Here is a 24707-nt window from a genome sequence, read left to right as displayed (position 1 = left end):
GGATGACTCTCACCGACTCCGCCGCGACCCTGTCGGGGCGGCACCGGACCGACGTCCGGACGTCGGTCCGCTCGATCGACGCCGGGGAGTGGAACCGGGTCGTCGCCCGGGCCGGCGGGACCGTCTTCCACACCTGGGAGTGGCTCGCCGCCTTCGAGGACGCCCCGCCGGGGCGCTTCGAGCCCCGCCACCTCCTCGCGTACCGCGACGACGAGCTCGTGGGTGTCTGCCCGGCGTACGTGGTGCACGAGTGCCCTCGCCTCTCCTATCTCACGGAGCTCGCCCGGCTCGACCTGGGCGGACCCGTCCTCCTGGCCCACAGCCTCGCCGCGCTCGACGGCGGGCCCCTCGCGACACCCGGGCACGAGGACGCGCTCGCCTCGCTGCTGGGCGCGCTGGAGACCACGGCCCGGCACGACGGGATACGGACCTGGGGTGTGGCCAACGCCCCCGCCGGCGACCTGAGCGGCCTCCTCCTGCGGCAGGGGTACGCCACCGCGCACATCACCACCTCGTACCGGTGCGACACCGACGTCCCGTCCGTCGCGGAGTACTGGGGCTTCGCCTCGGGGCGCCTGCGCCGGAAGCTGGAGAAGGAGCGGCGGGTCTCGGGCCGCGCGCACACGGTGACGGAGACCCCTGCGGACGCGGACACGCTGGTGCGCCTGCTCCACTCCCTCCTCAAGGACCGCGGCACACCCACCGACGTGCTCCCCGAATCGTTCCTTCACGCCGTCAAGGCCCGCCTCGCGCCGTACGAGCGCACGGTCACGGCCACCGACGCCGAGCAGCGCACCGTGGGCGTCTTCGCGGGCTGGCAGTTCGGTCCGACCTGGTCGATGTGGCTGGCAGGGCTCGACACCGAGCGCCTGTCGCGCTTCGTCCCCTACCGGGCCATGGCCGGCCGGCTGATCGAGAGCGCCGTCCCCTCCGACGTCACCTCGATCGACCTCGGCCGGTCCAACGGCGCGGAGAAGCGCAGGCTGGGCGCCCACCCCGTGCCGCTCTACCTCGCCCTGAACACCTCCGACCGCGCCGACCGGGCCGCCCTCCACGCGGCCTGCCGGCGCCTGGAGCAGAAGTGTCAAGGGCCCGACGAGCAACTCGACATGATCAGGCGGTGCTGCTGATGAACGCCGACGCGCGACAGAGCGTGGCGTGCGTCTCGGGACGCCGGATCGTCGACGTCCTGAACCACCTGGACGTGCGCTCGGTCCTGCTCGACGACCCCACGCCGCTGGACCTGGCCTGCAAGGTCGACGTCCCCCTCGATCTGGACCTGGACGACTGGGACGCCGCAGAGGCGGCGCTGCGCCGGCTCCACGCCACCCGCCCGCTCGACGCGGTCTTCAGCGTCTACGACGCGCACCTGCCGCTGGCCAGCTACCTGGCCGCGCGGCTCGGGACCCGCGGCCTCGACCTCCGTGCCGCCCTCGCCTGCCACGACAAGATCCGCATGCGGATGCTGCTCGCCGGCGGGGGAGTGCGCGTCCCCGAGCACCTGCCGGCCGCCGACCCGGCGGACGCCGCCGCGGCCGCGCGGCGACTCGGCCTGCCCGTCGTCGTCAAGAAGGCCACCGGCTCCGGCGGCCGCGGCAGCATGCTCTGCCGCACGGCCGAGGACGTGGCCCGCGCGGTCGAGGCGCTCGGTCCCGCCCCGCTGCTCCTGGAACGGGCCGTCGAAGGTCCCGAGTACGCCGTGCAGAGCATCACCCGCGACGGCCGGACCGAGGTCCTCGGAATCCTGGCGCAGCACGTCGGACCGGGCCCGCGGCAGGCCGAGACGGGGTACGACTTCCCCAGCGGGCTCGGCCCCGAGCGGGAGGCCGAGGTGGCGGCGTTCGTCACCCGGGCCCTTGACGTCCTGGGCTTCGACCACGCCGTCTCCCACGCCCAGGTGCGGCTCGCCGAGGACGGTCCCGTCCTCGTCAACGTCGCCGCCCGGCCGCCCGGTGGGCAGCTGTGCGCCGCCACCGAGCGCCTCACCGGCGTCGACCTCACCCGTGCGGCCGCCGAGATCGCCCTCGGCCGTCCCGTCACACGGGGCACGCCCACCGCGACCCGCGTCCTGTACCGCTGTGTGACCTCCGAGCGGGCGGGCACGGCCTGGTACGACCTCGACGGCATCGACGCGCCCGCCGTCACGCTCGACGTCGAGCCCGGCGACAGCGTCCGCAGCGTCGACGACCCCCAGGGCGGCAGCTACGGCCGCATCGTGGTCTACGGCGACGACCCCGCGGAGCTGGAGAGCAGATACCGCGCCATCCTCGATTCGCTCCGACTCCGCGTCGAGCCCGACAACCAGCAGGTGATGGTCCCTTGACCCTTCGCGTCCTCGTCCTCAGCGGCCAGCGCACGGTGCAGCAGCTGCAGGAACACACCGACCACGACGTCGTGTTCGCCGAGGAGAACATGACGCTCGCCCAGGTCATGCTCGCCGACTACCCGCTGGAGGTCGACTTCGACGACTGGGACGACGTGGTCGCCCGGGTCTCCGCGGCCCACGCCGAGCAGCCGATCGCCGCCGTCGTCACGGGAGTCGAGCGCCTCGTGCCGCTCGCCGGACGGCTGCGCGCCGAGCTGGAGCTGGACCACGGCATCACCGAGCAGGCGGCCCGCGACTGCATCGACAAGGCCGCGACCCACCGGCTCCTCGCCGAGGCCGGGGTCCCCGTGCCCCGCAACCGGGTGGTCTCCGGTGCCGAGGAAGGTGGTGAGGCCGCCGCGGAGCTGGGACTTCCCGTCGTCGTCAAGCCGCGCGACGCCTCCAGCGCCGCCGGCCTCACCTACTGCGGGAGCCGGGAGGAGGCCGAAGGCGCGGTCCGTGCCATCCTCGCGGCGGGCCGGGACTCCGCCCTCATCGAGGAGTACGTGACAGGGCCGGAGTTCGGCGTCTTCGCCTCCCGGGTCGGCGGCCGTACCCAGGTCGTGTGGGTCGTCGAGGGGGAGGTCGGGCCGCCCCCGACGTTCGTCAAGGTCGGCGGGTTCTTCCCGAGCCGCCTCGACGCGGAACGCCGGGCGGAGCTCGACGACCTCGTCGACCGGAGCCTCGCGGCCGTCGGGCTCGACGACTGGGTCGCGGCGCTCCAGTTCACCCTCACCGCCGACGGCTGGCGTGCCGGGGAGATCAACCCCCGTGTGCCCGGCGGCCAGGCGGTCGAGATGATCAGGTCCACCACGGGCCACGAGCCGAGCCTCATCGCCACCGAGGCCGCCCTCGGCCGGCACGCGGATCCGCAGGCGGCAAAGGCGCCCGCCGGGCTCTACCGCAGCATCGTCTTCGACACCGGCGGGCGCATCGACTACGACGCCAAGGCCGCCGGCGCGCTGAGCGGCCTGGAGTCCCCGGTGCCGCCGTTCGTGGAGTTCGACGTCGAGCCCGGCGACGCCGTGCTGCCCGTCGAGCACCCCAAGGGCGGTGCCTTCGGCCGCGTCGTGCTCGCCGGCGACAGCCTGGAGCAGTTGGAGCGGGACTACGCGAAGGTGCGCGAGCAGCTCGCGATCCGGGTGCTCGACGACGCCGCGGCGGACGCCGCCGTGAACCGTCCGCACACCAGCTGCTGCTGACAACCACCGCTTGGTGAAGATCTGTTGACGCTCCACCAGACCACGTGATTCGATACTTTTGAAAGTATCGAATCAAGCCTCGGAGAGGAGGAAGCATGGCTGACGACATGATCGGCTCGGGCTGCTGCGAGACCAGCGGCGCCGAGGACGTGGCCGAGGACGGCCAGGAGTGCGGCTGCGCCTGCGCCTGCTGCGACTGATCCCGACCCGGGACGCTACGGCGGGCCGCACCCGTCGGGTGCGGCCCGCTGAAAACCACCTGACCCACACCACTCCAGAGGGGGCTCGACGTTGAACGACTCGCTACGCGCGCTGCGCTTCATCTATGGCTACCCGCTGCGCTACCGCCGCGAGATCGTCACCGCCACGGTGATCATGTTCATCGGCCTCCTGGGCAACATCGCCGTGCCGCTCCTGACGCGCTACGCCATCGACATCGGCGTCCTCGGCGGGAAGTCCAGCAGCCTGCTGATCACCTCGCTCGGCGTCCTCGCCGCGGGCATGGCCACCACGGTCCTGCTGCACTACGGCAAGCGCATGCGGTTCACCGTCGCCAGCAAGGCCGTCAACGACCTGCGCGAGGACCTGGTGCGCAAGATGATGCACCTGGGCCCCGCCGACGTGGCCGAGGCATCCGGCGGCCGGGCGCTCACCCGGCTCATCTCCGACGCCGTCTCCGTCCGCGGCCTCACCAACGGCGGCCTGCTCGAACTGCTCAACCAGGTCCTCGTGATGCTCGCCATGCTCATCACGGCGCTCGTCATCGACCCCCGCACGACCCTGCTCTCCTGCATCCCCATGATCTTCGTGCTCATCGGGAACTTCACCGTCCAGCTCCGCCTCCAGCGGGCCTTCGTCGAGCTGAAGGGCCAGTTCACCAAGCTGCTCGCCGGCGTCGGCGAATCCCTCGCCAACATCAACGTGGTGAAGTCCTACGGCCGCGAGGCGGACGCCTCGGACCGCCTGAACAAGGTCAACGAGGCGCACACCGCCCGCGACGGCCAGATGAAGCGCACGTACAGCCGCTGGGAAGCCGTCCTGAACGTCATCGGAGGCCTGCCCACGCCGATCGCCCTGTGGGCCGGCGGCAACGCGGTCCTGGACGGCACGAGCACCGTCGGCGACCTGGTGGCCGTCGTCGCCCTCGTGATGATGTTCCAGATGAGCATCCACATGCTCGCCATGCACGTGAACGGAGCCTTCCGCAGCGTCGTCACCGCCCAGCGCCTGCTGCGCGTCATGGAGGCGCCCTCCGTGCTCGCCGGCCGCGAGGGCGACACCGACGTCCCCGCGCTGGGAGGCATCCACGCGACCGGCATCGACGTCGACGTCGCGGGCCGCCGGATCCTCGACCAGGCCGAGTTCCGCATCGAGCCGGGCGAGGCCGTCGCCCTGACCGGCCCCACCGGAAGCGGCAAGTCGACCCTGCTCCACGTGCTGGCCAGGCTCCGCGACCCGGAGGCCGGCAGCGTGACCTACGACGGTGTCGACGCCCGCTCGTACGCCCCCGAAGCCCTGCGCAGCCGCGTCCTCTACCTTCCGCAGCGGCAGTGGATCTTCGAGGGGACCCTGGAGGACAACGTCCGCTTCGCCCGCCCCGCCGCCACCCGCCAGGAGATCGCCGACGCCGTCGAGGCCGCCGGACTCTCCCACATCCCGCTCGACCGCGCCTTCGGCGCCAGCACCCTCGACCTGTCCGCCGGCGAACGGCAGCGCATCGGGCTGGCCCGGGTCCTGCTCGTCGACCCCGACATCCTGCTGCTCGACAACCCGACGGCCAACCTGGACGCCGAGACCGAGGCCGCGCTCCTGGAGACGGTCCTCAGGGTCCGGCGGGGCCGCACCCTGGTCATCGCCTCCCAGCAGCCCGCGGTCGCCTCCTACGCCGACCGCACCATCAGCCTCGCCCCCCGGGAGCCTTCCGCGGACGCCACGGCTCCGCTCGCCGCCGCGGCCGGCGTGGACGGAGGGAAGGACTCATGACCACGACCACCACCTCACCGGCGCCCGCGGTCCTCCCGGACGAGCGCGAGGCGCGGCGGACCCTCCTGAAGGCGATCCGGCGCTTCCTGCCCTACCTGCGCCCCCACTGGGGCTGGCTCAGCGTCGCCACCTCCATGGCGGTCGTGAACACCGTCGTCACCATCGCGGTGATGTACACGGTGATGGCCGGCATCGGGCACATCGTCATCGGCGACATGGAGGCCGTCCGCTCGACGGCGCTCAACCTCGTCCTGCTGACCGTCGTCGACAACGTCATCCGCATCACGTACAACTCCGCGATGATCCGCGTCAACGAACGCCTGACCATCACCATCCGCAACGACCTCGTGGCCCGCCTGCACAACGTCCAGCTCTCCCGGCACGTCTCCCAGGCCAGCGGCGAGTGGGTCACCCGCGTCCTCTTCGAGGCCAATCGTTTCCGCGGCTTCCTCACCAAGACGCTGATGGAGATCACCAACAGCGTCATCTGGTTCATCGCCTTCGCCGTCTTCCTGCTCGCCCTCAGCCCCCTGGTGGCGCTGCCCACGCTCGTCACCATCCCGCTGATGGTGTGGATCGCGGTGAAGTGGACGGCCCGCCTGAAGCCCGACACCCGCGCGCAGCGCCAGGGCTGGGACCAGATGGTCGGCTACCTCAACCAGCGGATCGACGGCCTCGCCGACATCCGTTCCTTCGGCCAGGAGGAGGCGGTCCTCGCCGACCTGCGGGAGCGCTCGGAGGAGTACAGCACCGTCCACAACAGGTTGTCCCGCAAGCGCCTCTGGCTCACCTCGCACCTGGGCTTCAGCGTCTTCCTGGCCCTGGCCCTGCTGATCTTCTTCGGCGGCCTCCAGATCATCAACGGGCACCAGCTGGGCTCCGGATTCTTCTTCGACATGGCCTCCGGCATGATGCCGATGACCTGGATGCTCATGGGCACCGACACCATGATGGCGTCCATGGGCATGGCCTCCGGCACCGCTCTGGCCGCCGGAACGCTCGCCGCGTTCGCGCTCTTCGTCAAGCGCATGCTCAACCCCGTCCGCGACCTCGCCAACCAGATGGGCCAGGCGTCCGACATCGCCACCTCCGCGCGCCGCATGCTCGACGTCCTCGACCTGGAGGAGGAGCAGAGCGGGTCGGGCACCCTGCCGCCCGTCGAGGGCGCCGTCGCCGTCGACGACGTCACCTTCGCGTACGTTGACGGGCCGGACGTCCTGCACGGCATCAGCCTGCGCGCCGAGCCCGGACAGCACATCGGCATCGTCGGCACCAGCGGCGCCGGCAAGAGCACCCTGATGCAGCTCCTCGTCCGCCTCTACACGCCGACCGGCGGCACCGTACGCATCGACGGCCACGACCTCGCCGGCATCAGCAGCGCCTCCGTCCGGTCCCAGGTGCTCCTGGTCACCCAGGAGGCCCAGCTCTTCGACGGCACGGTCACCGAGAACATCCTCTTCGGCCGGCCCGAGGCCACCGAGGAGCAGGTCGTCGAAGCCGCCAGGGCCGTCGGCGCCCACGAGGTGATCGCCGGACTGCGCGACGGCTACCGGACCCGGGTCGGCGAGCGCGGTTCACGCCTGTCCGTGGGCGAGCGGCAGATCATCGCCCTGGCCCGCGCCATGCTCGCGGACCCGCGCGTCATCGTCCTCGACGAGGCCATCTCCAGCGTCGACCCGGAGCGCCAGCGCCTCGTCTTCGCCGCCATCCGGCGTCTCCTCGACGGGCGTACGGCGATCGTGGTCGCCCACTGGCTGACCCTCGTCGAGGACCTCGACCAGGTCTTCGTCCTGGAGGACGGACGCATCGTCGAATCCGGCCGCCCCGTCGAACTGCTCACCGCGGGCGGACGGTTGACCGAACTCTGCCAGGCCCAGGAGGGCCGCACCCGCAAGAACGCCACCGGAAAGGACAACACCCATGTCTGACAGCACCCTCGGAAGCATGTTCTGGGACGCCGCCCAGGGGACCTCCACGGCGACCGCGACCGCGACCGCGCCCGTCGAGGCGCCGAAGGCGTCGTCGTGCTGTGGTCCCAAGCCGACGGCCGACGCGGCCCCGGCGACCGAGAACACCGAGAAGACCGAGCCCGCCGAGCCCGCACTGAAGACCGAGCAGGCCGCCGCGCCCAAGACGTCCTCGTGCTGCGGCCCCAAGCCCACGGCCTCCGCCGCCGCCACCGAGGCCGCCGCGCCGAAGAAGTCGTCGTGCTGCGGTCCCAAGCCCGCGGCCGACGCCGAGGCGCCCGCCGTCCCCGAGAAGTCGTCCTGCTGCGGCTGACCCACCCCACCGGCACTCCCGAAGGAGCACAGATGACCTGGCGCACGGCCATCGCCGTGACGGGCGGCGCGGCGCTGACCGCGGTACTCGTGACCGGATGCGGCTCGACGACGCCCTCCGCAGGGGGAGCGGCCGGCGGAGGCACGCCCCTCGACGCGAGCTGCACCGCCACAGGGACCGACGCCGGCCTCGAGGTCACCTTCAAGGTGACCCCCTGCCCGGCCAAGGGCGGCGGGGCGGCGGGTGCGGCGACCATCACCGTGAAGGACGCGGCGGGCAAGGCCGTGGAGGGCGCGAAGGTCGAGATCAACCCGGAGATGCCCAACATGAAGATGAAGGGCGGCAACCAGTCCGCGAGCGCCCAGGGCGGCGGCTACGAGGCCAAGCTGGTGCTCGGCATGCCGGGCGACTGGACGGTCACCGTCGTCGTCACCCCGGAGACCGGCAAGGCCTCGACCACCGCGTTCGACGTGAAGGCGGCGTAGGCCCGTGCTCAGTACCCGCGCTCGACGCCTGCCCGCCTCCAGCACCGCCGCCCTGGACGCCCACATCAAGTCGCTGCTGGCGGGCGGCGCCGACATCATCAACCTCACCGGCGGCGAGCTCGACTTCCCGACCCCCGAGCAGGCGGCCGACGGAGCGCGCGAGGCCATCGCCGCCGGCCGTACCCGCTACACCCCGGTAGCCGGGATCGGTCCGCTGCGGGAGGCGATCGCCCAGCGGCTCGCCACCCGTTGGGGCGTCTCCTGCGAGCCGGCCCAGATCGTCACCACCAACGGCGCCAAGCAGGCTCTCGCGCAGGTCTTCACGGTCCTGTGCGAGCCCGGCGACGAGGTGATCCTCCCGGCCCCGTACTGGGTGAGCTTCCCGCACATGATCACGCTGGCCGGAGCCGTGCCCGTCGTCGTCGACACCACCGGCACCGGCTTCAAGCTCACCCCCGAGGCGCTCCGGTCCCGGATCACCCCCAGGACCAGGGTCCTGCTGCTCAACAGCCCGTCGAACCCCACGGGAGTCGTCTACGGGCGAGCCGAGCTCCAGGCGCTCGCTTCCGTCGCCGTCGAGCACGACCTCGTCATCGTCAGCGACGAGATCTACGGCGACCTCGTCCACGAGGGCGCGGTCTTCACCAGCGTCGCCTCCCTGGGGCCCGAGGTCGCCGAACGCACGGTCACGATCGGCGGCTTCTCCAAGACCTACGCGATGACGGGCTGGCGCATCGGCTTCGCGGCGGCCCCGGGGCCGGTGGCCCAGGCCCTCACCGCCGTCCAGGGGCACACCAGCTCGGCGCCTTCCTCGATCTCCCAGTACGCCGCGCTGGCCGCGCTGACCGGCGACACCGACACCGAGCTCGCCCGCCGGGCGACGGAGCTGAACGCCCGGCGGGCGCTCATGCGGGACGGCCTGTCCGGTCTGCCGCCGCTCCGCCTGGCCGGCGACCCCCAGGGAGGCTTCTTCGCCTTCGTCGACGTGCGCGGCCTCTACACCCGGCCCGACGACGGCGCGGACACCATCGCCCGCGACCTGCTCGAACACGCCGGGGTCGCGGTGATGCCGGGCCGGGACTTCGGCGCCCCGGACCACGTCCGTCTGTCGTACGCGGTCAGCGCCGAGGACATCGTCCAGGCCCTGTACCGCATCGCCGCCCATGTGAAGTCCAGCTGAATCCCCCTCGCCTGCCCCCTCTTCGATCGGAGTCACCCATGAGCAGCACCGCCACCGTCTTCGAGGTCCGCGGCATGACCTGCGGCGGCTGCGCCAAGCGCGTCCGCACGGCCATCGAGACCGACCTCGGCGAGGGTACGGAGGTCGTCGTCGACCACAAGAGCGGCCGCGTCACCGTCACGGCGGCCGGGGTCCTCGACCACGACACGGTCCAGGCCGCCGTCGAGCGCACCGGGTACGAGTTCGCCGGGGCGGCCGCGTGAACCCGCCCGTCAAGCTGGCCCTCTTCGCCGTCGGCCTCGTCGCCTGCTTCGGCGTCTCGTACCTGTTCGGAAGCGCGCTCCCGCCCCTGTAACCGCGCCCAGTCCCGTTCCCCTCCCCTAAGGAGTACGCAGTCATGGCAGGCACTGCCACGACGGCACCAGCCGTGGTCACGCTCGACATCGGCGGCATGACCTGTGGTGCCTGCTCAGCCCGTATCGAGAAGAAGCTCAACAAGCTGGAAGGCGTCACCGCCGAGGTCAACTTCGCCCTCGAACGCGCCCACGTCAGCTTCGACGAGCGCCGTACGGTCGCCGAACTCATCGACACCGTGGAGAAGCTGGGCTACACCGCGGTCCTCCCGCCGCCCCCCGAGGCCGCGACACCGGCCGAGGCCGACGCGGGTGAGAGCGCGGAGGACGCGGCCGAGCGCGAACTCGCCACCATGCGCCGCCGCATCCACGTCTGCCTGGCGCTCACCGTTCCGGTCATCGCCATGGCCATGATCCCGCCGCTGCAGTTCGACAACTGGCAGTGGCTGTCGCTGACCCTCGGCGCTCCCGTGGCCGTCTGGGGAGCCTGGCCCTTCCACACGACGGCCTGGAAGAACGTCCGCCAGGCCGCCGGCACCATGGACACGCTGGTCTCCATCGGCGTCCTGGCCGCCTTCGGATGGTCGCTGTACGCCCTCTTCTTCGGCTACGCGGGCATCACCGGCATGCGGATGCCCTTCCTGATGACCCCGACGCCGGGCCAGGGCCTGCACCACATCTACCTCGAAGTGGCCACGTCCCTCACGCTGTTCGTGCTCGTGGGCCGCTACGCGGAGCACCGCTCCAAGCACCGGGCCCGAAGCGCCGTCCGGGCGCTGCTCGAACTCGGCGCCAAGGACGTCACCGTCCTGCGGGCCGGCCGCGAGATCGAGATCCCCATCGGGGAGCTCCGCGTCGGGGACACGTTCGTCGTCCGGCCGGGGGAGAAGATCGCCACCGACGGCGTCGTGGTCGACGGCACGTCGGCGGTCGACGCGTCCATGCTGACCGGGGAGAGCGTCCCGGTCGAGGTGACCGTCGGCGACAGCGTCGTCGGAGCCACCGTCAACACGAACGGCAGACTGACGGTCCGGGCCGAGCGGGTCGGCGCCGACACCCAGCTCGCCCACATCAGCAGGCTCGTCTCCGAGGCGCAGGCGGGCAAGGCGCCGGTGCAGCGGCTGGCCGACAGCATCGCCGCGGTCTTCGTCCCCGTGGTGGTCGCCCTGGCGGTCTGCGTCGGCGGATTCTGGATCGGCAACGGGGGAGACGCGGCGGTGGCGCTCACCGCGGCCGTCGCCGTCCTGGTCGTCGCCTGCCCGTGCTCCCTGGGCCTCGCCACGCCGACCGCCCTCCTCGTCGGAACGGGACGAGGCGCTCAGCTCGGCATCGTGATCAGAGGGCCCCAGGTCCTCGAGTCGACCCGCCGCATCGACACCGTCCTCCTGGACAAGACCGGAACCGTCACCACCGGCACGATGCGGCTCGTCGAGACGGTGTGCGCCGAGGGCACGGACCGAGCCGAGCTGCTGACTCTCGCCGGTGCGCTGGAGCACTCCTCCGAGCACCCGATCGCCACGGCCGTCACGACGGCCGCCCGGGAACTGACCGAGGACCTTCCCGCGGTCGCCGACTTCCAGGCCAGCGCCGGTTTCGGCGTCCTGGGCCAGGTCGCCGGACGCGAGGTCCTGGTGGGCCGCCCCGCCTGGGTCGCCGAACGGATGACGACGCCCGACGCCCTGCGCCGTCGCCTCGCAGAGATCGCCGACAGCGGCCACACCCCGGTCGCCGTCGGATGGGACGGGCGGGTCCGGGGCCTGCTCCTCGTCGCCGACGAGGCCAAGCCCACCAGCCGCGCGGCCGTCGACGAGATGCGGAGGCTCGGCCTCAAGCCCGTCCTGCTGACCGGCGACAGCAAGGGCGCGGCCCGGCGCATCGCCGAGGAGATGGGCATCACCGACGTCGAGGCGGAGGTCCTGCCCCAGGACAAGGCCGCCGTCGTGCGCCGGCTGCAGGACGAGGGCCGCAACGTGGCCATGGTCGGCGACGGCATCAACGACGCCGCCGCGCTCGCCCAGGCGGACCTCGGCATCGCCATCGGCGGAGGCACCGACGCGGCCATCGAGGCCAGCGACATCACCCTCGTGCGCGGCGACCTGCGCGACGCCGCGGACGCCGTGCGCCTCTCCCGCCGCACCCTCGGCACGATCAAGGGCAACCTCTTCTGGGCCTTCTTCTACAACCTGGCCGGCATCCCGCTGGCCGCCTCAGGCGTCCTGAACCCGATGATCGCGGGCGCTGCGATGGCCCTGTCCAGCATCTTCGTGGTCACGAACAGCCTGCGGCTGCGGAGGTTCACGTCGGCCTCCACCGGGAGCCCGTACACGGCGCCGGACGCGCTCCCGGCCGGTCGCCCTGCCACGGTGGCCGCGGCGTGATCGTCGATTCCCTGGGCCTGGCGATGGCGGTCGTCGATTCCGACGAGGCGCTGAGCGGCGGATGGCGGCGGTACGCGGCCGAGGCGGACCTCGTCCGCGTACAGGACCCGCCCGCCGGGCTCTGGCCCGAGCTGAGGCGGGCGGGGTTCCTGCCCAAGCCGCAGGTCGTCATGTGGCGGGCGGAGGCCCTGGATGCGGAGGAGCACTACCTGGCCACGCTGTCGGGGAAGGACCGCTACGACATCCGGGCGGCCTACCGCAAGGCGCGCGAGGCCGGGCTGCGCGTCGAGACCGAGCCGTTGACGGTCGCGCTGCTCGACGACTTCCTGAAGGTGTACGAGCGACAGGTCGCCGGCATGCGCAACGGCTGGGCCGTCGCGGTCCAGCAGCGCGGGCAGATCCTGGCGGAGGCGGACACGTACCGCGTCGTCACGGTCCGCGCGGGCGACGAGCTGGTGGGCGCCTGCCTCAACCAGGACCTGCCGGCCAACGACGAGATGCGGGCGCGCTTCTCCGCCGTCACCGCCGGGCAGCGCGGCGACAGCCTCAGCCGTGTCCTGTACGCGGAGACGCTGCGCCAGGCCAGGACGTGCGGGCGCCGCTGGGCCACCCTCGGGCGCGACATCAACCTGTACGGGCACGTGGGCAACGCCGGGCTGTTCAGCTTCAAGTCGCGGCTCGGCTTCGCCGCCGTGCCGGGGCAGCTGGTCGAGCCGGGCAGCGGATCGCACCAGGCGGACAGAGTGATCCGGTTCGGCGAACTCGCCGACCCCACCGCGCTGTTGTCGTACGACGCGGAGGCGGACGGGTCCGGAGACGGCGCGGCGGTCGCCGCACCGCTCTGGTTGAACCTGTTCACCTCGTCCGACGGCCTCGACCCCCGGCCGTTCCGGGGAACGGGCCTGGCGGGAACGACCGTGCACACGATCGGGACCGCCCCCTGAGACCGCGGGTGGGCGTCGCGACCGTTCCCCCGTGCGCGACGCCCGCCCGCTTCCCCCGCCCGAGCGGGGGCCGGGGTCGAGCGCGGCTGGGGTCGAGCACGGCTAGGGTCGGCCGGGCAGACCGAGCAGCGCCGCCAGGGCGACCAGCACCTCGTGGTCGGCCCGGTAGTAGACCCAGGTCCGGCGGCGCTCGGACGTCAACAGCCCGGCTTCCCGCAGCTTCTTGAGGTGGTGGGAGACCGTCGGCTGCGACACCCCGACGTCGGCGATGTCGCAGACGCACGCCTCACCGGCGGGGTGGGACGCCACACGGGACAGCAGCCTCAGCCGCACCGGATCGGACAGCGCCTTGAACACGGCAGCCAGACGGTCGGCGTCCGCTGCCGAGAGTTCGGCGGCGAGGAGGGGGGAGCAGCAGGGCACGGCGCCCGAGGAAGGATCGACGTGCGAAAGAACCGTACTCAGGTTCGACATTCCTCTATTTTTGCATGTGTCGAATCACGCGGGCAATGCTGCGGAGCGATCTCACCGGCGGCGACGGGGGCGGGCATGGGACAGCGGCGCAGGGCGCTCCGGGCGCTGTGCCTCACCCAGATCACGAGCTGGGGCATCCTCTACTACGCCTTCCCCGTGCTGAGTTCGGGGATCACGGCGGACACGGGCTGGTCCGCCGGTGCGACGACGGGGGCGTTCTCGCTCGCCCTGATCGTCTCGGGGCTGACCGGGATCCTGGTGGGCCGGGTCGTCGACCGCAGGGGGCCCAGGGCCCTGATGACAGCGGGCTCGGTCCTCGGCTGCGCGAGTCTCGTCGTGATCGCCGCGGCCCGGACGCCCGGCGTGTTCTTCCTCGGCTGGGCGTTCGCCGGGGTGGCCATGGCGTCGACCTTCTATCCGCCCGCCTTCGCCGCCGTCACCCGCTGGTGGGCCCCCGATCATGTGCGCGCCCTCACCCTCGTCACCCTCGCGGGCGGCCTCGCCTCCACCGTGTTCGCCCCGCTCACGGCGGCGCTCTCCGACCGGATGTCCTGGCGGGGCACGTATCTCGTGCTCGCCGCGCTGCTGGCGGTCGTCACGATCCCCGCCCACGCGATCGCCCTCAAGCCGGAGTGGCCGAGGGCGCCGGTCCCGCAGGGGGAGGGCAACTCCACCGGCGCCTCCGCCGTCGCCCGCAGCCGCAGGTTCCGCATGCTGGCCCTGTCGTCGACCCTCTCCGCCTTCGCGGCCTTCTCGGTCGTCGTGGCGCTGGTCCCGCTGCTGGTCGCACGAGGCTTCTCGCTGACGGAAGCGGCCTGGGCGCTGGGTCTCGGAGGCGCCGGCCAGACCCTCGGCCGCACGCTCTACGCCGGACTGGCCCGCCGCACCGGCCCGAGCGCTCGCCTGACGGCCCTGATCGCCCTCAGTGCCCTCGCCACGGCGGCCCTGTCCCTCCTCCCCGGCCCGTACCCCCTCCTCGTGGCGCTGTCGGTGGCGGCGGGCATGGCGCGAGGAAACCTCACCCTCGCCCAGGCGACCGCCGTCACCGAGCGCTGGGGGACCACCCACTACGGCAGGCTCTCGGGCCTCCTCGGCGTCCTTCCCGCCGTGGCGGGAGCGCTCGCGCCCTTCGCCGGAGCGGCGCTGGCCGGTCCGCTCGGCGGATACCCTCGCCTGTTCGCCCTCCTGGCGGTCGTGGCCGCCTGCGGAGCTGTCGCCGCCACGCGCACGTAACGGGGAGGGCGGACTTCGCCCGCCCTCCGCCACGGGACAATGACGGCGGGACACCGCCATGAGGAAGGGAAGCCCCGGACGTGACCAGGAAGTTCGACGTCGTGGTGATCGGCGGAGGCCAGGCGGGTCTCGCCGCCGGATACCACCTGCGGCGGGCCAAGCTGGACTTCGTCGTCCTCGACGCCGCTCCGGCGTCCGGCGGCGCCTGGCGCGAGGCCTGGGACTCCCTGCGCCTCTTCTCCCCGGCCGCCTACTCCTCCCTGCCCGGCCGCCTGATGCCGCCCCAGCCGGGCGAGACCTTCCCGCGCGCCGCGCACGTCGTGGAGTACCTCTCCGACTACGAGCAGCGGTACGACCTCCCGATCGAGCGGCCCGTACGGGTCACCGGCGTCCACCGTGCGGGCGAAGTCCTGCGAGTGGAGAGCGACGGGGGAGCGTGGCACGGCCGCGCGGTCGTCAGCGCCACGGGCGTCTGGTCCCGCCCGTTCCTCCCCGCGCTGCCCGGTCGCCCGGAGTTCCGCGGAGCCCAGCTCCACACGGTGGAGTACCGAGGCCCCGAGAGGTTCGGCGGTCTGCGGGTGATCGTGGTCGGTGGCGGCAACTCCGGCGCGCAGATCGCCGCCGACCTCGTCGGCCACGCCGAGCTGACCTGGGTGACCCTGCGCGAACCGCGCTACCTCCCGGACGACATCGACGGCCGAGCCCTGTTCGACGCCGCCACCGCCCGCCGACGCGCCCTCGACGCGGGCGGACCCGACACCGGGGGCGTCGCGTCGCTCGGCGACATCGTGGCCGTGCCGCCCGTCCGCGAGGCCCGGGACGCCGGGCTGCTGAAGGCGACGCCCATGTTCGACCGGATCACGCCCACGGGGGTCGCGTGGGCCGACGGCGCGACCGCCGAGGCGGACGCGATCATCTGGTGCACCGGCTTCCGCCCTGCGCTCGCCCATCTGTCCCCGCTCGGTCTCAGGGGCCCGCGCGGCCACGTTCCGACCGAGGGCACCCGGGCCGTCGGAGAACCCCGCCTCCACCTCCTCGGGTACGGCGACTGGACGGGACCGGCCTCCGCGACGCTGATCGGCGTCGGCCGCCCTGCCCGCGAGGCGGCCCGGGAGATCGCCGCCCTGCTGGGGTGAAGCGGGGCCTCAGGCCGTCGCGGCCTTGGTGAGCAACTGGCCCAAGGCCGCGAGGACGGCGGGCTCGACGCGGTAGTAGACCCAGGTGCCCCGCCGCTCGGAGGCGAGCAGGCCCGCCTCGCGGAGCTTCTTCAGGTGGTGGGAGACGGTCGGCTGCGAGACGCCGACGTCGGAGATGTCGCACACGCACGCCTCGCCGCCTTCGTGCGAGGCGACGGCGGAGAACAGCCGCAGCCGCACGGGGTCGCCGAGGGCCTTGAACATCGCGGCGGTCCGCTCCGCCTCCGTGGCGGTCAAAGGACGTTCGTGGAGGGGCGGGCAGCAGGGGGCGGCGGTCTCGGGTTCCAGCAGCGTCAGCACCTTGGCATTCGACATGTGTCTATGTTGACATGCATCGAACCAGCTGCCTAGTGGTCCATACCTTTACGTCCCCTCGGTCGCCCGCCGACCCCTCGGATTCGATGGGTGTCTATGTTGACGCTCATCGATTCAAGTGTCATTCTGGCGGCATATGGGATCGACGGATGTCGAAACAAAGGGGAGTCGCCGTGAACGCCACCGCCACCGATCAGCTGCCCGTCGTGGTCGTCGGAGCCGGACCCTCGGGTCTGGCAGCCGCCGCCCACCTCGTCGAGCGAGGCCTCGAACCGCTGGTCCTGGAGGCGGGACCGACCGCCGGCACGGCCGTGCGCGCGTGGTCGCACGTACGGCTCTTCTCCCCGTGGTCGGAGGTCGTCGACCCGGCGGCGGAGAAGCTCCTGGCCCCGACGGGCTGGGTGAAGCCCGACGCGGCGGCGTACCCGACCGGCGGCGACTGGGCGGAGCGGTATCTCCAGCCGCTCGCGGACGCCCTCGGCGAGCGCGTCCGCGTCGGCGCGACGGTCACGGGTGTCTCCCGCGCCGGCCGCGACCGGATCGTCGACGCCGACCGTGAGGGCCAGCCCTTCCTCGTGCACGTCGCGTACGCCGACGGCCGCGAGGAGCGGTTGTTCGCCCGCGCGGTGATCGACGCCTCCGGCACGTGGGCCACCCCCGGCCCCGCGGGCGCCGCGGGCCTGCCCGCCCTCGGGGAGAGGGCCGCCGCCGACCGCGTCTCGTACCGGGTCCCCGACCTCGACGCCCCCGCCGACCGCGCCCGCCATGCGGGCAAGCGCACCGCCGTCATCGGCTCCGGCGCCTCCGCCTTCACCGCACTCGCCGCGCTGGCGAACCTGGCGAAGGCCGAGGGCGGCGCCGGCACCAAGGCCCTGTGGATCCTGCGCCGCGGCATCTCCGGCTCCACGTTCGGCGGCGGCGGCGCCGACCAGTTGCCGGCCCGAGGTGCCCTGGGCCTGGCCGCCAAGGCCGCCGTCGACGAGGGGCACGCCGACGCGGTCACCGGCTTCCGCACGGAGGCGATCGAGCGCGATGGCGACGGCCGTCTGATCCTGGTCGCCGAGGACGGCACCCGCCTCGACCCGGTCGACGAGATCATCGTCCTGACCGGCTTCCGCCCGGACCTCTCCTTCCTCTCCGAACTCCGCCTCGGCCTCGACGAACGCCTCCAGTCCCCGGTCGCCCTCGCCCCGCTCATCGACCCCAACCAGCACTCCTGTGGCACCGTCTACCCGCACGGCGTCAACGAGCTGTCCCACCCCGAACAGGACGCCTACATCGTCGGAATGAAGTCCTACGGCCGCGCCCCGACCTTCCTCGCCCTCACCGGCTACGAGCAGGTCCGCTCGATCGCCGCCGCCCTCGCGGGCGACCGGGAGGCGGCGGAGCGCGTCGAACTGACCCTGCCGGAGACCGGTGTCTGCGGCGGCGCAGGCCTCTTCGACCAGCCTGCGGCGGACAAGACGGAGGGGCCGTCCGAGGAGAGCGGCTGCTGCGGCCCGGCCGCACCCGAACTGATCCAGCTCGGTACGTCGAACCCCGCCTCCTCCTGCGGCTGATGACCCACCTCCGCCCCGCGCGTACGACACCGCGCGGGGTGCGTGGAGCAGCTCACGGAACGGGCCCGTCCGCCGTTCAGGTGTAGGTGACCGTCACTCGCTCGAAGCCCAGCGCGCGGAGCAGGCCCTGGAGCATGGAGGTCGTGTTGCGTTCCGCTCGTGAGGTCAGGTCCGACTGGCGGGCGGCGTCGCCGATGCGCCGGGCGGCGAGGACGTTGACCGCCCGCTCGCTCGCCGGGTTGTCGGAGAACAGGTCGCCCAGCCGGTCCAGCAGGCCGCGCTGCTTGGACACGGCGTAGGACCGCTCGGGGTCGAGCGCGGGGGAGCCCAGTCGGGCGTGGGGCAGGCGCAGGGTCGCCGTGGTGCGCTGCGCGTCGACGGTGACGGCGTCCTTGCCGACTCCGCCCAGCTCCACGTAGGCGGTGACGCCGCCGGTCGCCACGTACAGCGTGCGGGTGCCCCGGATGGCGGCCGGCAGGAATCGGGCGTCCTGTTCCAGGTCGACCACGACCTGGTAGGTCCCGGCCGCCCCTTCGTAACGGTGCATGTCCTGGACGGACTTCAGGACCGCGGGGCCGGAGCGGTCCTTCATGTCGGTGCCGAACACGTCCAGTCCCGGCAGCCGCAGGATCTGCCCCACCAACATCAGGGCGACGGCGAGTACGACCAGGACGACGGCGGCGAGCGGCCACCGCCGGCGGGCCGACCCCGCCGGTCGGGTCCCGCGGGACGAGCGTCTGTTCGCGGTGTCTTCTCCCATGGGCCGCTGGTGCCCCGGCCTGCCGCGAATCATTCCCAACTCCCTTCATGAAGAGCTCTGTTGTGCTATCTGAGGGCGGGTGTGACGGCTGGGGCGGGGACGTCCGGCGCCTCGGCATGCGGGCCGCGCGTCCGGGTAGGCGGGCTTCGTCGGCAGGACCGACCGGAGACGCCCGACCGGAGATGGGGAGTGTCACATGATCGGCTGGAGAGCGCTGCGAAGACCTGCCATCGGCCGTACGTGCAGGAGCCTCCCCGCGGCGATGCGCAGGATCGCCCACGACAGGATCGCCCCCAAGGCGACGCGCAAGAGCGGCCCCAGCGCGACGCGCAAGAGCGGCCCCGAGGAGGAGCCGGTCGTCCAGGGCTCCGCGGCTCGTGGGTCGGTCCGCACCGGCCCCGGCCGCGCGGTCCGGGTGCTGGTCGCCCTCGTCGCCCTCGCGGGCATGGTCGCCTTCGCCGCGGTGCTGGCGAGGCTCACCCTGGGGGAGTCGGCCGCCTCCGTCCCTCTCGTCCACAACAACCTGACCCCGGGCCGGTCCATCGAGGCGTACCTCCGGCAGCCGGCCTTCGTCGAGACCGTCAAGCAGCTCGGCGGCAACGTGCTCCTCGGCATGCCGTTCGGTGTGCTCCTGCCGCTGCTGTCCCGTAGGACCCGAGGCTTCGTCCGGGTGGCGCTGGTCACCGTCTGCACCATGCTGCTCGTGGAGCTGGTCCAGGGCGCCCTCGTCACGGGACGCGCTTTCGACATCGACGACGTCCTGCTCAACACCGCGGGCGCGCTCCTCGCCTACCTCCTCGTCGGCCGCCGCCTCGGCAGGGCCGTCCACCCGCGTGTCCGCCGCCGGTGGTGGCAGCGCCGGGTGCCGGACACGTACGCCCGTCCCTGAGCCGGCGGCCGAGCACCGGGGTGAAGGCCGCGCCGGTGAGGAGGGCCCCCAGCCGGCCCAAGGCGAACGCGCACCCCCTGCCGAGAGCGCCGTGTTTTCGATGCACCAACGATGCGACTGGCCTCAGTGGGGGCCGGGAGAGACGTTGAGTACGTACGCGGAGCACACGCAGCGCACGTTCCACCGGAGGCGTCATGGCCGACAGACTCGTTCCGCCCCAGGAGACACCGCCCGTCGAGGGCTCCACCTCGTCCGCGCACCCGGAACGGCCGGACGGCGGCATCTGGGACCACCCCATGATGTGGCTCGCCCTCATCGCCCTCGGTGCCGTCCTGGTCGCCCTCTTCTTCGCCTTCCGCATCGCGGGTTTCTGAGCGCCTCGGGGGCGGCGCGGTCCGTCCGCACGGACGGAGACCCGGACGAGGTTTCCGATAATCCCGGCCCGACGTCCGGTCGGCCGGGACAGACGAGCGAGGTACGTCCATGCACACGCACACGCTGGTGGAGCCGGTCCTCGCGGCCGGTGTCTGGCAGTCCGGTCTGGCCCAGGTGCTCGGCGGACTGCTGGTGGTCGCGGTCCTGATCGGCGCCTTCGCGCTGGGGATCCGCGTCAGGAATCGCGAACTCCCCCCGCCGGAACCGGAGTCGCAGCCCCACAGGCCCGCCACGGACCAGCCGCCCGGCGAGGTGACCGAGTACCGGAAGCCCTCCGAGATGCCGCAGACGGACGGCGAGCACCGGCTCCTGCCGTACAACCTGACGAGTGCAGGCGAGGCCGACCGCGAACCGCAGAGCGAGGAGCGCCGCAAGTGGCGCGGCATCTCCAGCGGCGGCTTCGGCAGCGGCGGAACGGGCCACGGCGACTGAGCCATGGCCGTCGTACGGGGCGCCTGCCGGTCCTGGAGCCGGCGGGCGCCGTCGTGGTCGTCACAGCTCCGACCGTCGACCAGCCGATGCGCGCGGCGGCCGACTCCACGGCCGCGAAGACGGCGCTCGCGGGACCTGGCCGCATCCGGATCGTCCAGCCGTCAGAAGTGTCTACGGAGCCCCCGTCGTCCATCCCCCGAGCGGCGGGGGCTCCGCCCGCTCCCCTCTCGCACACCGACACGTCCCCGTCGGCAGGACCCCGGCCCACTCCCCGCACCGGCCGCACCGCTGCGAAAGGGGCGGGAGCACGGCGCGGGCGGCGATGTCGACGGCTCGGACGGTACTGACGAGGGTGGGGGCTGCACTCAAGGCCGGCGCCGATCTACGGTGTGGGCACCCGCCGACCCGAACGAGTGAGGCTTCGACTCCGCGTTGGCAGGGACGCCGAAGCGACGCGTCGAGCATGGGCCCGGTAGCGTGGCGCCGCGATGCGATCTGCGGAGGTGGTGTGATGACACAGGACGGCTTCGACGGCGAGGGCGAGGACGGCGTCGACGGCATCTGGACGTACCCCGCGGAGCAGGAGCTCGCGCGGTACGGGGAGTTCCGGATCACGGTCGTCGAGCCGCCGTTCCCGGTGGGTATGGACGGACTGCCGGCCCATGACCCGGAGCGGGCGCGGGAGTTGGCCGTGGGGCTCGGGACGGTGGACGGCGTGGTCGCCGAGGTGGACCGGATCGAGGCCGTGCGGCGGATGCCGTTCGCCACCCGGGCCGATCTGGACCTGGTCGGGATCGGGCACTGGGGCGGGCTGATCGAGATCAACGATCCGGCCCTGGCCTTCACGGGCGGGGACTTCCCTCTCGCGAAGGTCGCGGAGGAGCTTTCCCGGCGCCATCCCGGGGCCGCTGTCATCGGCTCGACGACCGTCGACCACCACGCGACCCACCACACCCATGTGATCCACCACCCGGACGGGACCCGGCTGTTCGCCTCGGGCTGGGCCGGTGAGGGCGACTGGGACCTGTCGGGCGCACCGCGCGACATCGCCGTCGCGTTCGGCATCGGCGCCGCCGAACTGGCAGAGCGGGCCGTCGAACTGGACGCCGAGCCGGGCGATCTGTCCTGGGAGGGCCTGACCAGGGCGGTGCTGCGCAGCGTCGGCCCGCTGCCCCGGAGCGGCCGTACGCTCTCGGTGTTCCGGGTGCGGCGCGACGAGCGGACCGCGGGCGACCTCGAAGAGACCTGGATCGACTGAAGGCGCGGCTCCGGGGCCGGGACCGGGCCGCCGGGGCGGCGGCGGTGCGCGGCGACGTATGCAGATGGCGTGTGAAAATCCTGCAAAGTTGACGGGGGCACGCCACGGGAACCAGGGGGCTCTCGGCCACGTCCCCCTAGGGTACGCAACTAGCGGCGCTCCACGACCAGTTGACCTCGGAGCCCACTCGCGCCGCGCACCTTCCATGTCATCTACTGGGTTCCCAGGGGGAGAAGCCAGTGAGCACACTCATACGCCGGGGCGGCCGCGTCAGGCAGGTGTGGGGCCGTCTCGCGATCGCCTTCACAGCCGCCGCCGCGGCCACCTTGACCGGCCTGCCCGCACTTGACGAGGCGGTGGCGGCCAAGCCGCCGAACGTCAAACCGGTCCGCTGCGACGAGAAGTTCCTCGGGCGCAGCTTCCCGTCGACGCCCGCCAATTCGGGACCGCCGGACAACCTGCCGTACGACGCCTGGCCGACCGACGAGAACTACACGTACGACAACCCGGCGAAGGCGTACGACGGGGTGCTGCCGCCCACGGACAAGCAGCGGGAGACCGCGGGTACCAACTACCGCAAGTGGCAGCGCAAGTTCGACAAGTCGCAGAACCCGGCCGACAAGGTCATGGAGATCTACGCCCGGTACAACAGCCAGTACAACAGCGATCGCGGCTACAAGGAATTCCAGCGCTTCCTCGACGTGCGGTACATCGGCGCCCACGGCAACCCGGCACGCGGCGAGGCGTTCGAGGCGCGGATGGTCAAGAAGTACAACATGGTCGGCCCGGACTGGTGGTGCCAGGACACCCTGGAGTACACCGACCCGGAGACCGGCGAGAAGCGGTACCGCGTGATCGACGCCCACAACCGGGCGACGGAGCGCAAGGTCGAGATGAAGTCCAACGGCAAGATCGAGAGCGACCAGCTCAAGGCGGACCGGCAGATCGCCAAGGAGCGGCCGAAGTCGACCTTCCGCTATCTGACCGGTGCCCGGACGGAGAACTCCACCAAGGAGGCGATCCGGAAGTTCGACGAGGACCTCCGGCGCGACCGGGGCACCTCGCGTACCCAGGCCGGGGTCAACGAGCGGCGCTCCAACGCCATCGAGCGCACCCAGAAGCCGAACGTCTACACCAACTACGACAAGCGCTTCAACGCCGACCCGCTCAAGGGCGGCCGGGGCCCGCTCATCGACCAGGCGCTGCGCTCCGGCAAGACGCCCGCCGAGGCCCGCCGCATCCAGGCGATCTACAACCAGAACAACAGCGGCGGATACTACGGGCGCGGCCCCGGCGGCATCGACTTCTCCACTCTGGAGATCAACTACGTCGGCACCCCGGTGAAGGGCAAGGGGCTCGACTACTCGATGCGGGCCGACTACGTGAAGGATCCGGACACCGATCCGGGGTACGGCGGCAACGAGAAGCTCCAGCTCGCCTCGGACGCCTTCTTCACCTGGCTGGCGCTGACCCCGGACCGGTTCTGGGTGAACCTCAACCCGATCCGCCCGGACGTGGTGATGGACAAGGAGTTCGCGAAGACGGACGCGGGCCGCGTCCTGCTGGAGGCGGACCTCACGCTCAAGCATGACTACGCGGACGCGATGAACCCCGACAAGTACGAGCGCGGGGAGCGGTTCTGGCGGGCGGTGCCCCGGACGCCCGAGGGGATGCCGTGTCTGCCGATCATCCGCCAGTGGATCACGCCGAAGCCGGCGAAGGTGCGTGAGCAGGACGGTGGCATCTACATCCTGGACGCCCCGATGAAGGTCAACATGGAGGTGCCGCACGGCCCCGATGTGCCGGTCGGCGGCTGCAGGCTGACGGAGGCTCAGACCAAGCAGGCCGAGGCGCTGATCCTTCAGATGATCCAGCCCGAGCTGGAGCGCCGGGTGAACGAGGACCCCTCGTACGGCGATCTGCGCCGGGTGTACACGTCGCGGGTCGCCGCCGAGTACGTCCGGCGCCAGGACGCGGTCGCCCCGACCGACTTCCGCAAGATCATCAACAGCAACGACGTCAAGCGGTGGCCGCTGCGCGACGAGAACAAGAACTGGGACAAGAAGACCGTCTACGACAAGTACGTGCACTCGTTCCGGAACGGCGACTACAAGTTCGAGCGCGTGTACGACGGCAAGGTGTGGATCCTGTCGATGGGCGGCGTGGACTTCTCCAAGGCGCCGAAGCGGGACATCACCAAGAGCCAGTTCAACACCCAGTACAAGGGGCTCGACACGACGACGAAGACGTCCGTGCAGACCGAAGTGACCTACCGGGACGGCGACACCGCCTACCTCGGCGGGTCGAGCGCCGACCAGCCGACCACCCCGGGTCCCCAGCCCACTCCGAGCCCGACCCGCCCGGACGACCCGAAGCCGAGCCACACTCCGTCGACTCCGGCCCCGTCCACTCCGGGCGGCGACCACACCACCGGACCGACCCGGCCCCCGGGCGGCGACCTCGCCCACACCGGCTCCACCACGCCGGTCGGCCTGATCGCCGGCGTGGCCTCGGCGCTCGCCGTGGTGGGCGGCGCGCTGATCTGGTGGGTCCGCCGTCGCCGCGCACCCGGCGTGCGTCACTGACCCGGGCACCCGCGGGCCCACACCCCGCCACAGGTCCCCGCGCCCCGCCGACACGGCGGGGCGCGGGGACCTGTGGGCGCTGAGCGAAGAAGGGCCGCACCCCCGGCAGGGGGGCGGCCCTCGGTCGCGCGGTCACCTCCTCGGGCGAGCCGCGCGCGGTGGGGGTGGACGGTCAGGTCAGAGCATCAGGTCGAGTGAGCCCCAGCCCGTGCCGATCAGGGTGGGGGTTCCCGTAGCCGTTCCACCAGCCGTTGCCGATGAAGTAGCGACCGCCGAGCGTGCTGTCCCACAGGGCGGTGGAGCCGTCCGCCGCGTAGACGACGAGGTTGCCGTCCCCGTTGGTCTGCATGACCAGCTTGGACACACCGCTGGTGTACGCCTGACCGGAGGCCAGCGTCGTG

The 24707-nt window shown here is 72.3% G+C and carries 23 protein-coding genes; 19 read left to right on the top strand and 4 right to left on the bottom strand.

What is annotated here, in order from left to right:
- Nucleotides 1-2: 2 nt before the first annotated feature.
- From OG309_RS04090 to OG309_RS04040, 11 genes are all read left to right on the top strand, one after another.
- A complete protein-coding gene (locus OG309_RS04090) occupies nucleotides 3-1130 on the top strand; it encodes a GNAT family N-acetyltransferase (protein ID WP_329418332.1) in 1128 nt (375 codons plus the stop codon).
- Nucleotides 1130-2323, top strand: coding sequence for an ATP-grasp domain-containing protein (locus tag OG309_RS04085; RefSeq protein ID WP_329428115.1), 1194 nt, complete (start codon nucleotides 1130-1132; stop codon nucleotides 2321-2323). Before OG309_RS04090 ends, OG309_RS04085 begins: the two co-directional genes overlap by 1 nt.
- Complete coding sequence (locus tag OG309_RS04080) at nucleotides 2320-3567, top strand: ATP-grasp domain-containing protein (protein ID WP_329418331.1); 1248 nt, start codon at nucleotides 2320-2322, stop codon at nucleotides 3565-3567. Before OG309_RS04085 ends, OG309_RS04080 begins: the two co-directional genes overlap by 4 nt.
- Nucleotides 3568-3858: 291 nt before the next feature.
- A complete protein-coding gene (locus OG309_RS04075) occupies nucleotides 3859-5550 on the top strand; it encodes an ABC transporter ATP-binding protein (RefSeq protein WP_329418330.1) in 1692 nt (563 codons plus the stop codon).
- Nucleotides 5547-7478, top strand: a complete 1932-nt coding sequence (locus OG309_RS04070) for an ABC transporter ATP-binding protein (RefSeq protein WP_329418329.1) — start codon at nucleotides 5547-5549, stop codon at nucleotides 7476-7478. The genes OG309_RS04075 and OG309_RS04070 overlap by 4 nt, the downstream gene beginning before the upstream one ends.
- Nucleotides 7471-7830 carry a hypothetical protein gene (locus OG309_RS04065; RefSeq protein WP_329418328.1) on the top strand — a complete coding sequence of 120 codons (360 nt, stop codon included), beginning with the start codon at nucleotides 7471-7473 and terminating at the stop codon, nucleotides 7828-7830. The genes OG309_RS04070 and OG309_RS04065 overlap by 8 nt, the downstream gene beginning before the upstream one ends.
- Before the next feature lie 32 nt (nucleotides 7831-7862).
- Nucleotides 7863-8315 carry a FixH family protein gene (locus OG309_RS04060; protein WP_329418327.1) on the top strand — a complete coding sequence of 151 codons (453 nt, stop codon included), beginning with the start codon at nucleotides 7863-7865 and terminating at the stop codon, nucleotides 8313-8315.
- A gap of 4 nt (nucleotides 8316-8319) precedes the next feature.
- Nucleotides 8320-9495 carry a pyridoxal phosphate-dependent aminotransferase gene (locus tag OG309_RS04055; protein ID WP_329418326.1) on the top strand — a complete coding sequence of 392 codons (1176 nt, stop codon included), beginning with the start codon at nucleotides 8320-8322 and terminating at the stop codon, nucleotides 9493-9495.
- A gap of 38 nt (nucleotides 9496-9533) precedes the next feature.
- Complete coding sequence (locus tag OG309_RS04050; RefSeq protein WP_329418325.1) at nucleotides 9534-9758, top strand: heavy-metal-associated domain-containing protein; 225 nt, start codon at nucleotides 9534-9536, stop codon at nucleotides 9756-9758.
- Between the two features lie 134 nt (nucleotides 9759-9892).
- Entirely contained in the window at nucleotides 9893-12226 is a 2334-nt protein-coding gene (locus tag OG309_RS04045) for a heavy metal translocating P-type ATPase (protein ID WP_329418324.1), read from the top strand.
- A complete protein-coding gene (locus OG309_RS04040) occupies nucleotides 12223-13170 on the top strand; it encodes a GNAT family N-acetyltransferase (RefSeq protein ID WP_329418323.1) in 948 nt (315 codons plus the stop codon). The genes OG309_RS04045 and OG309_RS04040 overlap by 4 nt, the downstream gene beginning before the upstream one ends.
- 102 nt (nucleotides 13171-13272) lie before the next feature.
- On the opposite strand, the gene OG309_RS04035 is transcribed toward OG309_RS04040, so the two are convergent.
- Nucleotides 13273-13644: an ArsR/SmtB family transcription factor gene (locus OG309_RS04035; RefSeq protein ID WP_329418322.1), complete on the bottom strand. Its 372-nt coding sequence runs from the start codon at nucleotides 13642-13644 to the stop codon at nucleotides 13273-13275.
- 75 nt (nucleotides 13645-13719) lie between these two features.
- Here OG309_RS04035 and OG309_RS04030 point away from each other — a divergent pair, with 75 nt between their 5' ends.
- Nucleotides 13720-14877 (top strand): MFS transporter, encoded by a 1158-nt coding sequence (locus tag OG309_RS04030; protein ID WP_329418321.1) that lies wholly within the window; start codon nucleotides 13720-13722, stop codon nucleotides 14875-14877.
- Nucleotides 14878-14957: 80 nt separating this feature from the next.
- Nucleotides 14958-16013: an ArsO family NAD(P)H-dependent flavin-containing monooxygenase gene (locus tag OG309_RS04025; protein ID WP_329418320.1), complete on the top strand. Its 1056-nt coding sequence runs from the start codon at nucleotides 14958-14960 to the stop codon at nucleotides 16011-16013.
- A gap of 9 nt (nucleotides 16014-16022) precedes the next feature.
- Here the strand turns inward: OG309_RS04025 and OG309_RS04020 are convergent, their stop codons facing one another.
- Nucleotides 16023-16388, bottom strand: a complete 366-nt coding sequence (locus OG309_RS04020) for an ArsR/SmtB family transcription factor (RefSeq protein ID WP_329418319.1) — start codon at nucleotides 16386-16388, stop codon at nucleotides 16023-16025.
- 173 nt (nucleotides 16389-16561) lie between these two features.
- Here OG309_RS04020 and OG309_RS04015 point away from each other — a divergent pair, with 173 nt between their 5' ends.
- Entirely contained in the window at nucleotides 16562-17947 is a 1386-nt protein-coding gene (locus OG309_RS04015; protein ID WP_329418318.1) for an NAD(P)-binding domain-containing protein, read from the top strand.
- A 76-nt stretch (nucleotides 17948-18023) separates the two neighbouring features.
- On the opposite strand, the gene OG309_RS04010 is transcribed toward OG309_RS04015, so the two are convergent.
- Complete coding sequence (locus OG309_RS04010; protein WP_443067535.1) at nucleotides 18024-18707, bottom strand: DUF4230 domain-containing protein; 684 nt, start codon at nucleotides 18705-18707, stop codon at nucleotides 18024-18026.
- 262 nt (nucleotides 18708-18969) lie between these two features.
- Between OG309_RS04010 and OG309_RS04005 the strand changes: the two genes are divergently transcribed.
- The 5 genes from OG309_RS04005 (at nucleotide 18970) to OG309_RS03985 (ending at nucleotide 24306) form a co-directional block, all read left to right on the top strand.
- On the top strand, nucleotides 18970-19596 hold the full coding sequence (locus OG309_RS04005) for a VanZ family protein (protein ID WP_329418317.1): 627 nt from the start codon (nucleotides 18970-18972) through the stop codon (nucleotides 19594-19596).
- 194 nt (nucleotides 19597-19790) lie between these two features.
- The gene (locus OG309_RS04000; protein WP_329418316.1) at nucleotides 19791-19970 is read left to right on the top strand and encodes a DUF6480 family protein; all 180 of its coding nucleotides are present in this window, start codon (nucleotides 19791-19793) and stop codon (nucleotides 19968-19970) included.
- Nucleotides 19971-20079: 109 nt separating this feature from the next.
- Nucleotides 20080-20463, top strand: coding sequence for a DUF6479 family protein (locus tag OG309_RS03995; RefSeq protein WP_329418315.1), 384 nt, complete (start codon nucleotides 20080-20082; stop codon nucleotides 20461-20463).
- A 511-nt stretch (nucleotides 20464-20974) separates the two neighbouring features.
- Entirely contained in the window at nucleotides 20975-21721 is a 747-nt protein-coding gene (locus OG309_RS03990) for a DUF6333 family protein (protein WP_329418314.1), read from the top strand.
- A 239-nt stretch (nucleotides 21722-21960) separates the two neighbouring features.
- On the top strand, nucleotides 21961-24306 hold the full coding sequence (locus tag OG309_RS03985) for a hypothetical protein (protein ID WP_329418313.1): 2346 nt from the start codon (nucleotides 21961-21963) through the stop codon (nucleotides 24304-24306).
- Between the two features lie 172 nt (nucleotides 24307-24478).
- Here OG309_RS03985 and OG309_RS03980 read toward each other — a convergent pair whose 3' ends face one another.
- On the bottom strand, nucleotides 24479-24670 hold the full coding sequence (locus OG309_RS03980; RefSeq protein ID WP_329418312.1) for a hypothetical protein: 192 nt from the start codon (nucleotides 24668-24670) through the stop codon (nucleotides 24479-24481).
- Between the last annotated feature and the right edge of the window lie 37 nt (nucleotides 24671-24707).

This window comes from Streptomyces sp. NBC_01268 (assembly GCF_036240795.1).
Lineage (GTDB): Bacteria > Actinomycetota > Actinomycetes > Streptomycetales > Streptomycetaceae > Streptomyces.
The sequence above is the reverse complement of the archived record's forward strand: the minus strand, read 5'-3'. Positions and strand labels throughout refer to the sequence as shown.

Excerpts from the sequence above, each read along its gene's own strand:
- OG309_RS04090 (WP_329418332.1), top strand. The coding sequence starts at position 3 with ATGACTCTCACCGACTCCGCCGCGACCCTGTCGGGGCGGCACCGGACC.
- OG309_RS04085 (WP_329428115.1), top strand. The coding sequence starts at position 1,130 with ATGAACGCCGACGCGCGACAGAGCGTGGCGTGCGTCTCGGGACGCCGG.
- OG309_RS04070 (WP_329418329.1), top strand. The coding sequence starts at position 5,547 with ATGACCACGACCACCACCTCACCGGCGCCCGCGGTCCTCCCGGACGAG.
- OG309_RS04065 (WP_329418328.1), top strand. The coding sequence starts at position 7,471 with ATGTCTGACAGCACCCTCGGAAGCATGTTCTGGGACGCCGCCCAGGGG.
- OG309_RS04060 (WP_329418327.1), top strand. The coding sequence starts at position 7,863 with ATGACCTGGCGCACGGCCATCGCCGTGACGGGCGGCGCGGCGCTGACC.
- OG309_RS04050 (WP_329418325.1), top strand. The coding sequence starts at position 9,534 with ATGAGCAGCACCGCCACCGTCTTCGAGGTCCGCGGCATGACCTGCGGC.
- OG309_RS04045 (WP_329418324.1), top strand. The coding sequence starts at position 9,893 with ATGGCAGGCACTGCCACGACGGCACCAGCCGTGGTCACGCTCGACATC.
- OG309_RS04035 (WP_329418322.1), bottom strand. The coding sequence starts at position 13,644 with ATGTCGAACCTGAGTACGGTTCTTTCGCACGTCGATCCTTCCTCGGGC.
- OG309_RS04030 (WP_329418321.1), top strand. The coding sequence starts at position 13,720 with ATGGGACAGCGGCGCAGGGCGCTCCGGGCGCTGTGCCTCACCCAGATC.
- OG309_RS04020 (WP_329418319.1), bottom strand. The coding sequence starts at position 16,388 with ATGTCGAATGCCAAGGTGCTGACGCTGCTGGAACCCGAGACCGCCGCC.
- OG309_RS04010 (WP_443067535.1), bottom strand. The coding sequence starts at position 18,707 with ATGGGAGAAGACACCGCGAACAGACGCTCGTCCCGCGGGACCCGACCG.
- OG309_RS04005 (WP_329418317.1), top strand. The coding sequence starts at position 18,970 with ATGCGCAGGATCGCCCACGACAGGATCGCCCCCAAGGCGACGCGCAAG.
- OG309_RS04000 (WP_329418316.1), top strand. The coding sequence starts at position 19,791 with ATGGCCGACAGACTCGTTCCGCCCCAGGAGACACCGCCCGTCGAGGGC.
- OG309_RS03995 (WP_329418315.1), top strand. The coding sequence starts at position 20,080 with ATGCACACGCACACGCTGGTGGAGCCGGTCCTCGCGGCCGGTGTCTGG.
- OG309_RS03990 (WP_329418314.1), top strand. The coding sequence starts at position 20,975 with ATGACACAGGACGGCTTCGACGGCGAGGGCGAGGACGGCGTCGACGGC.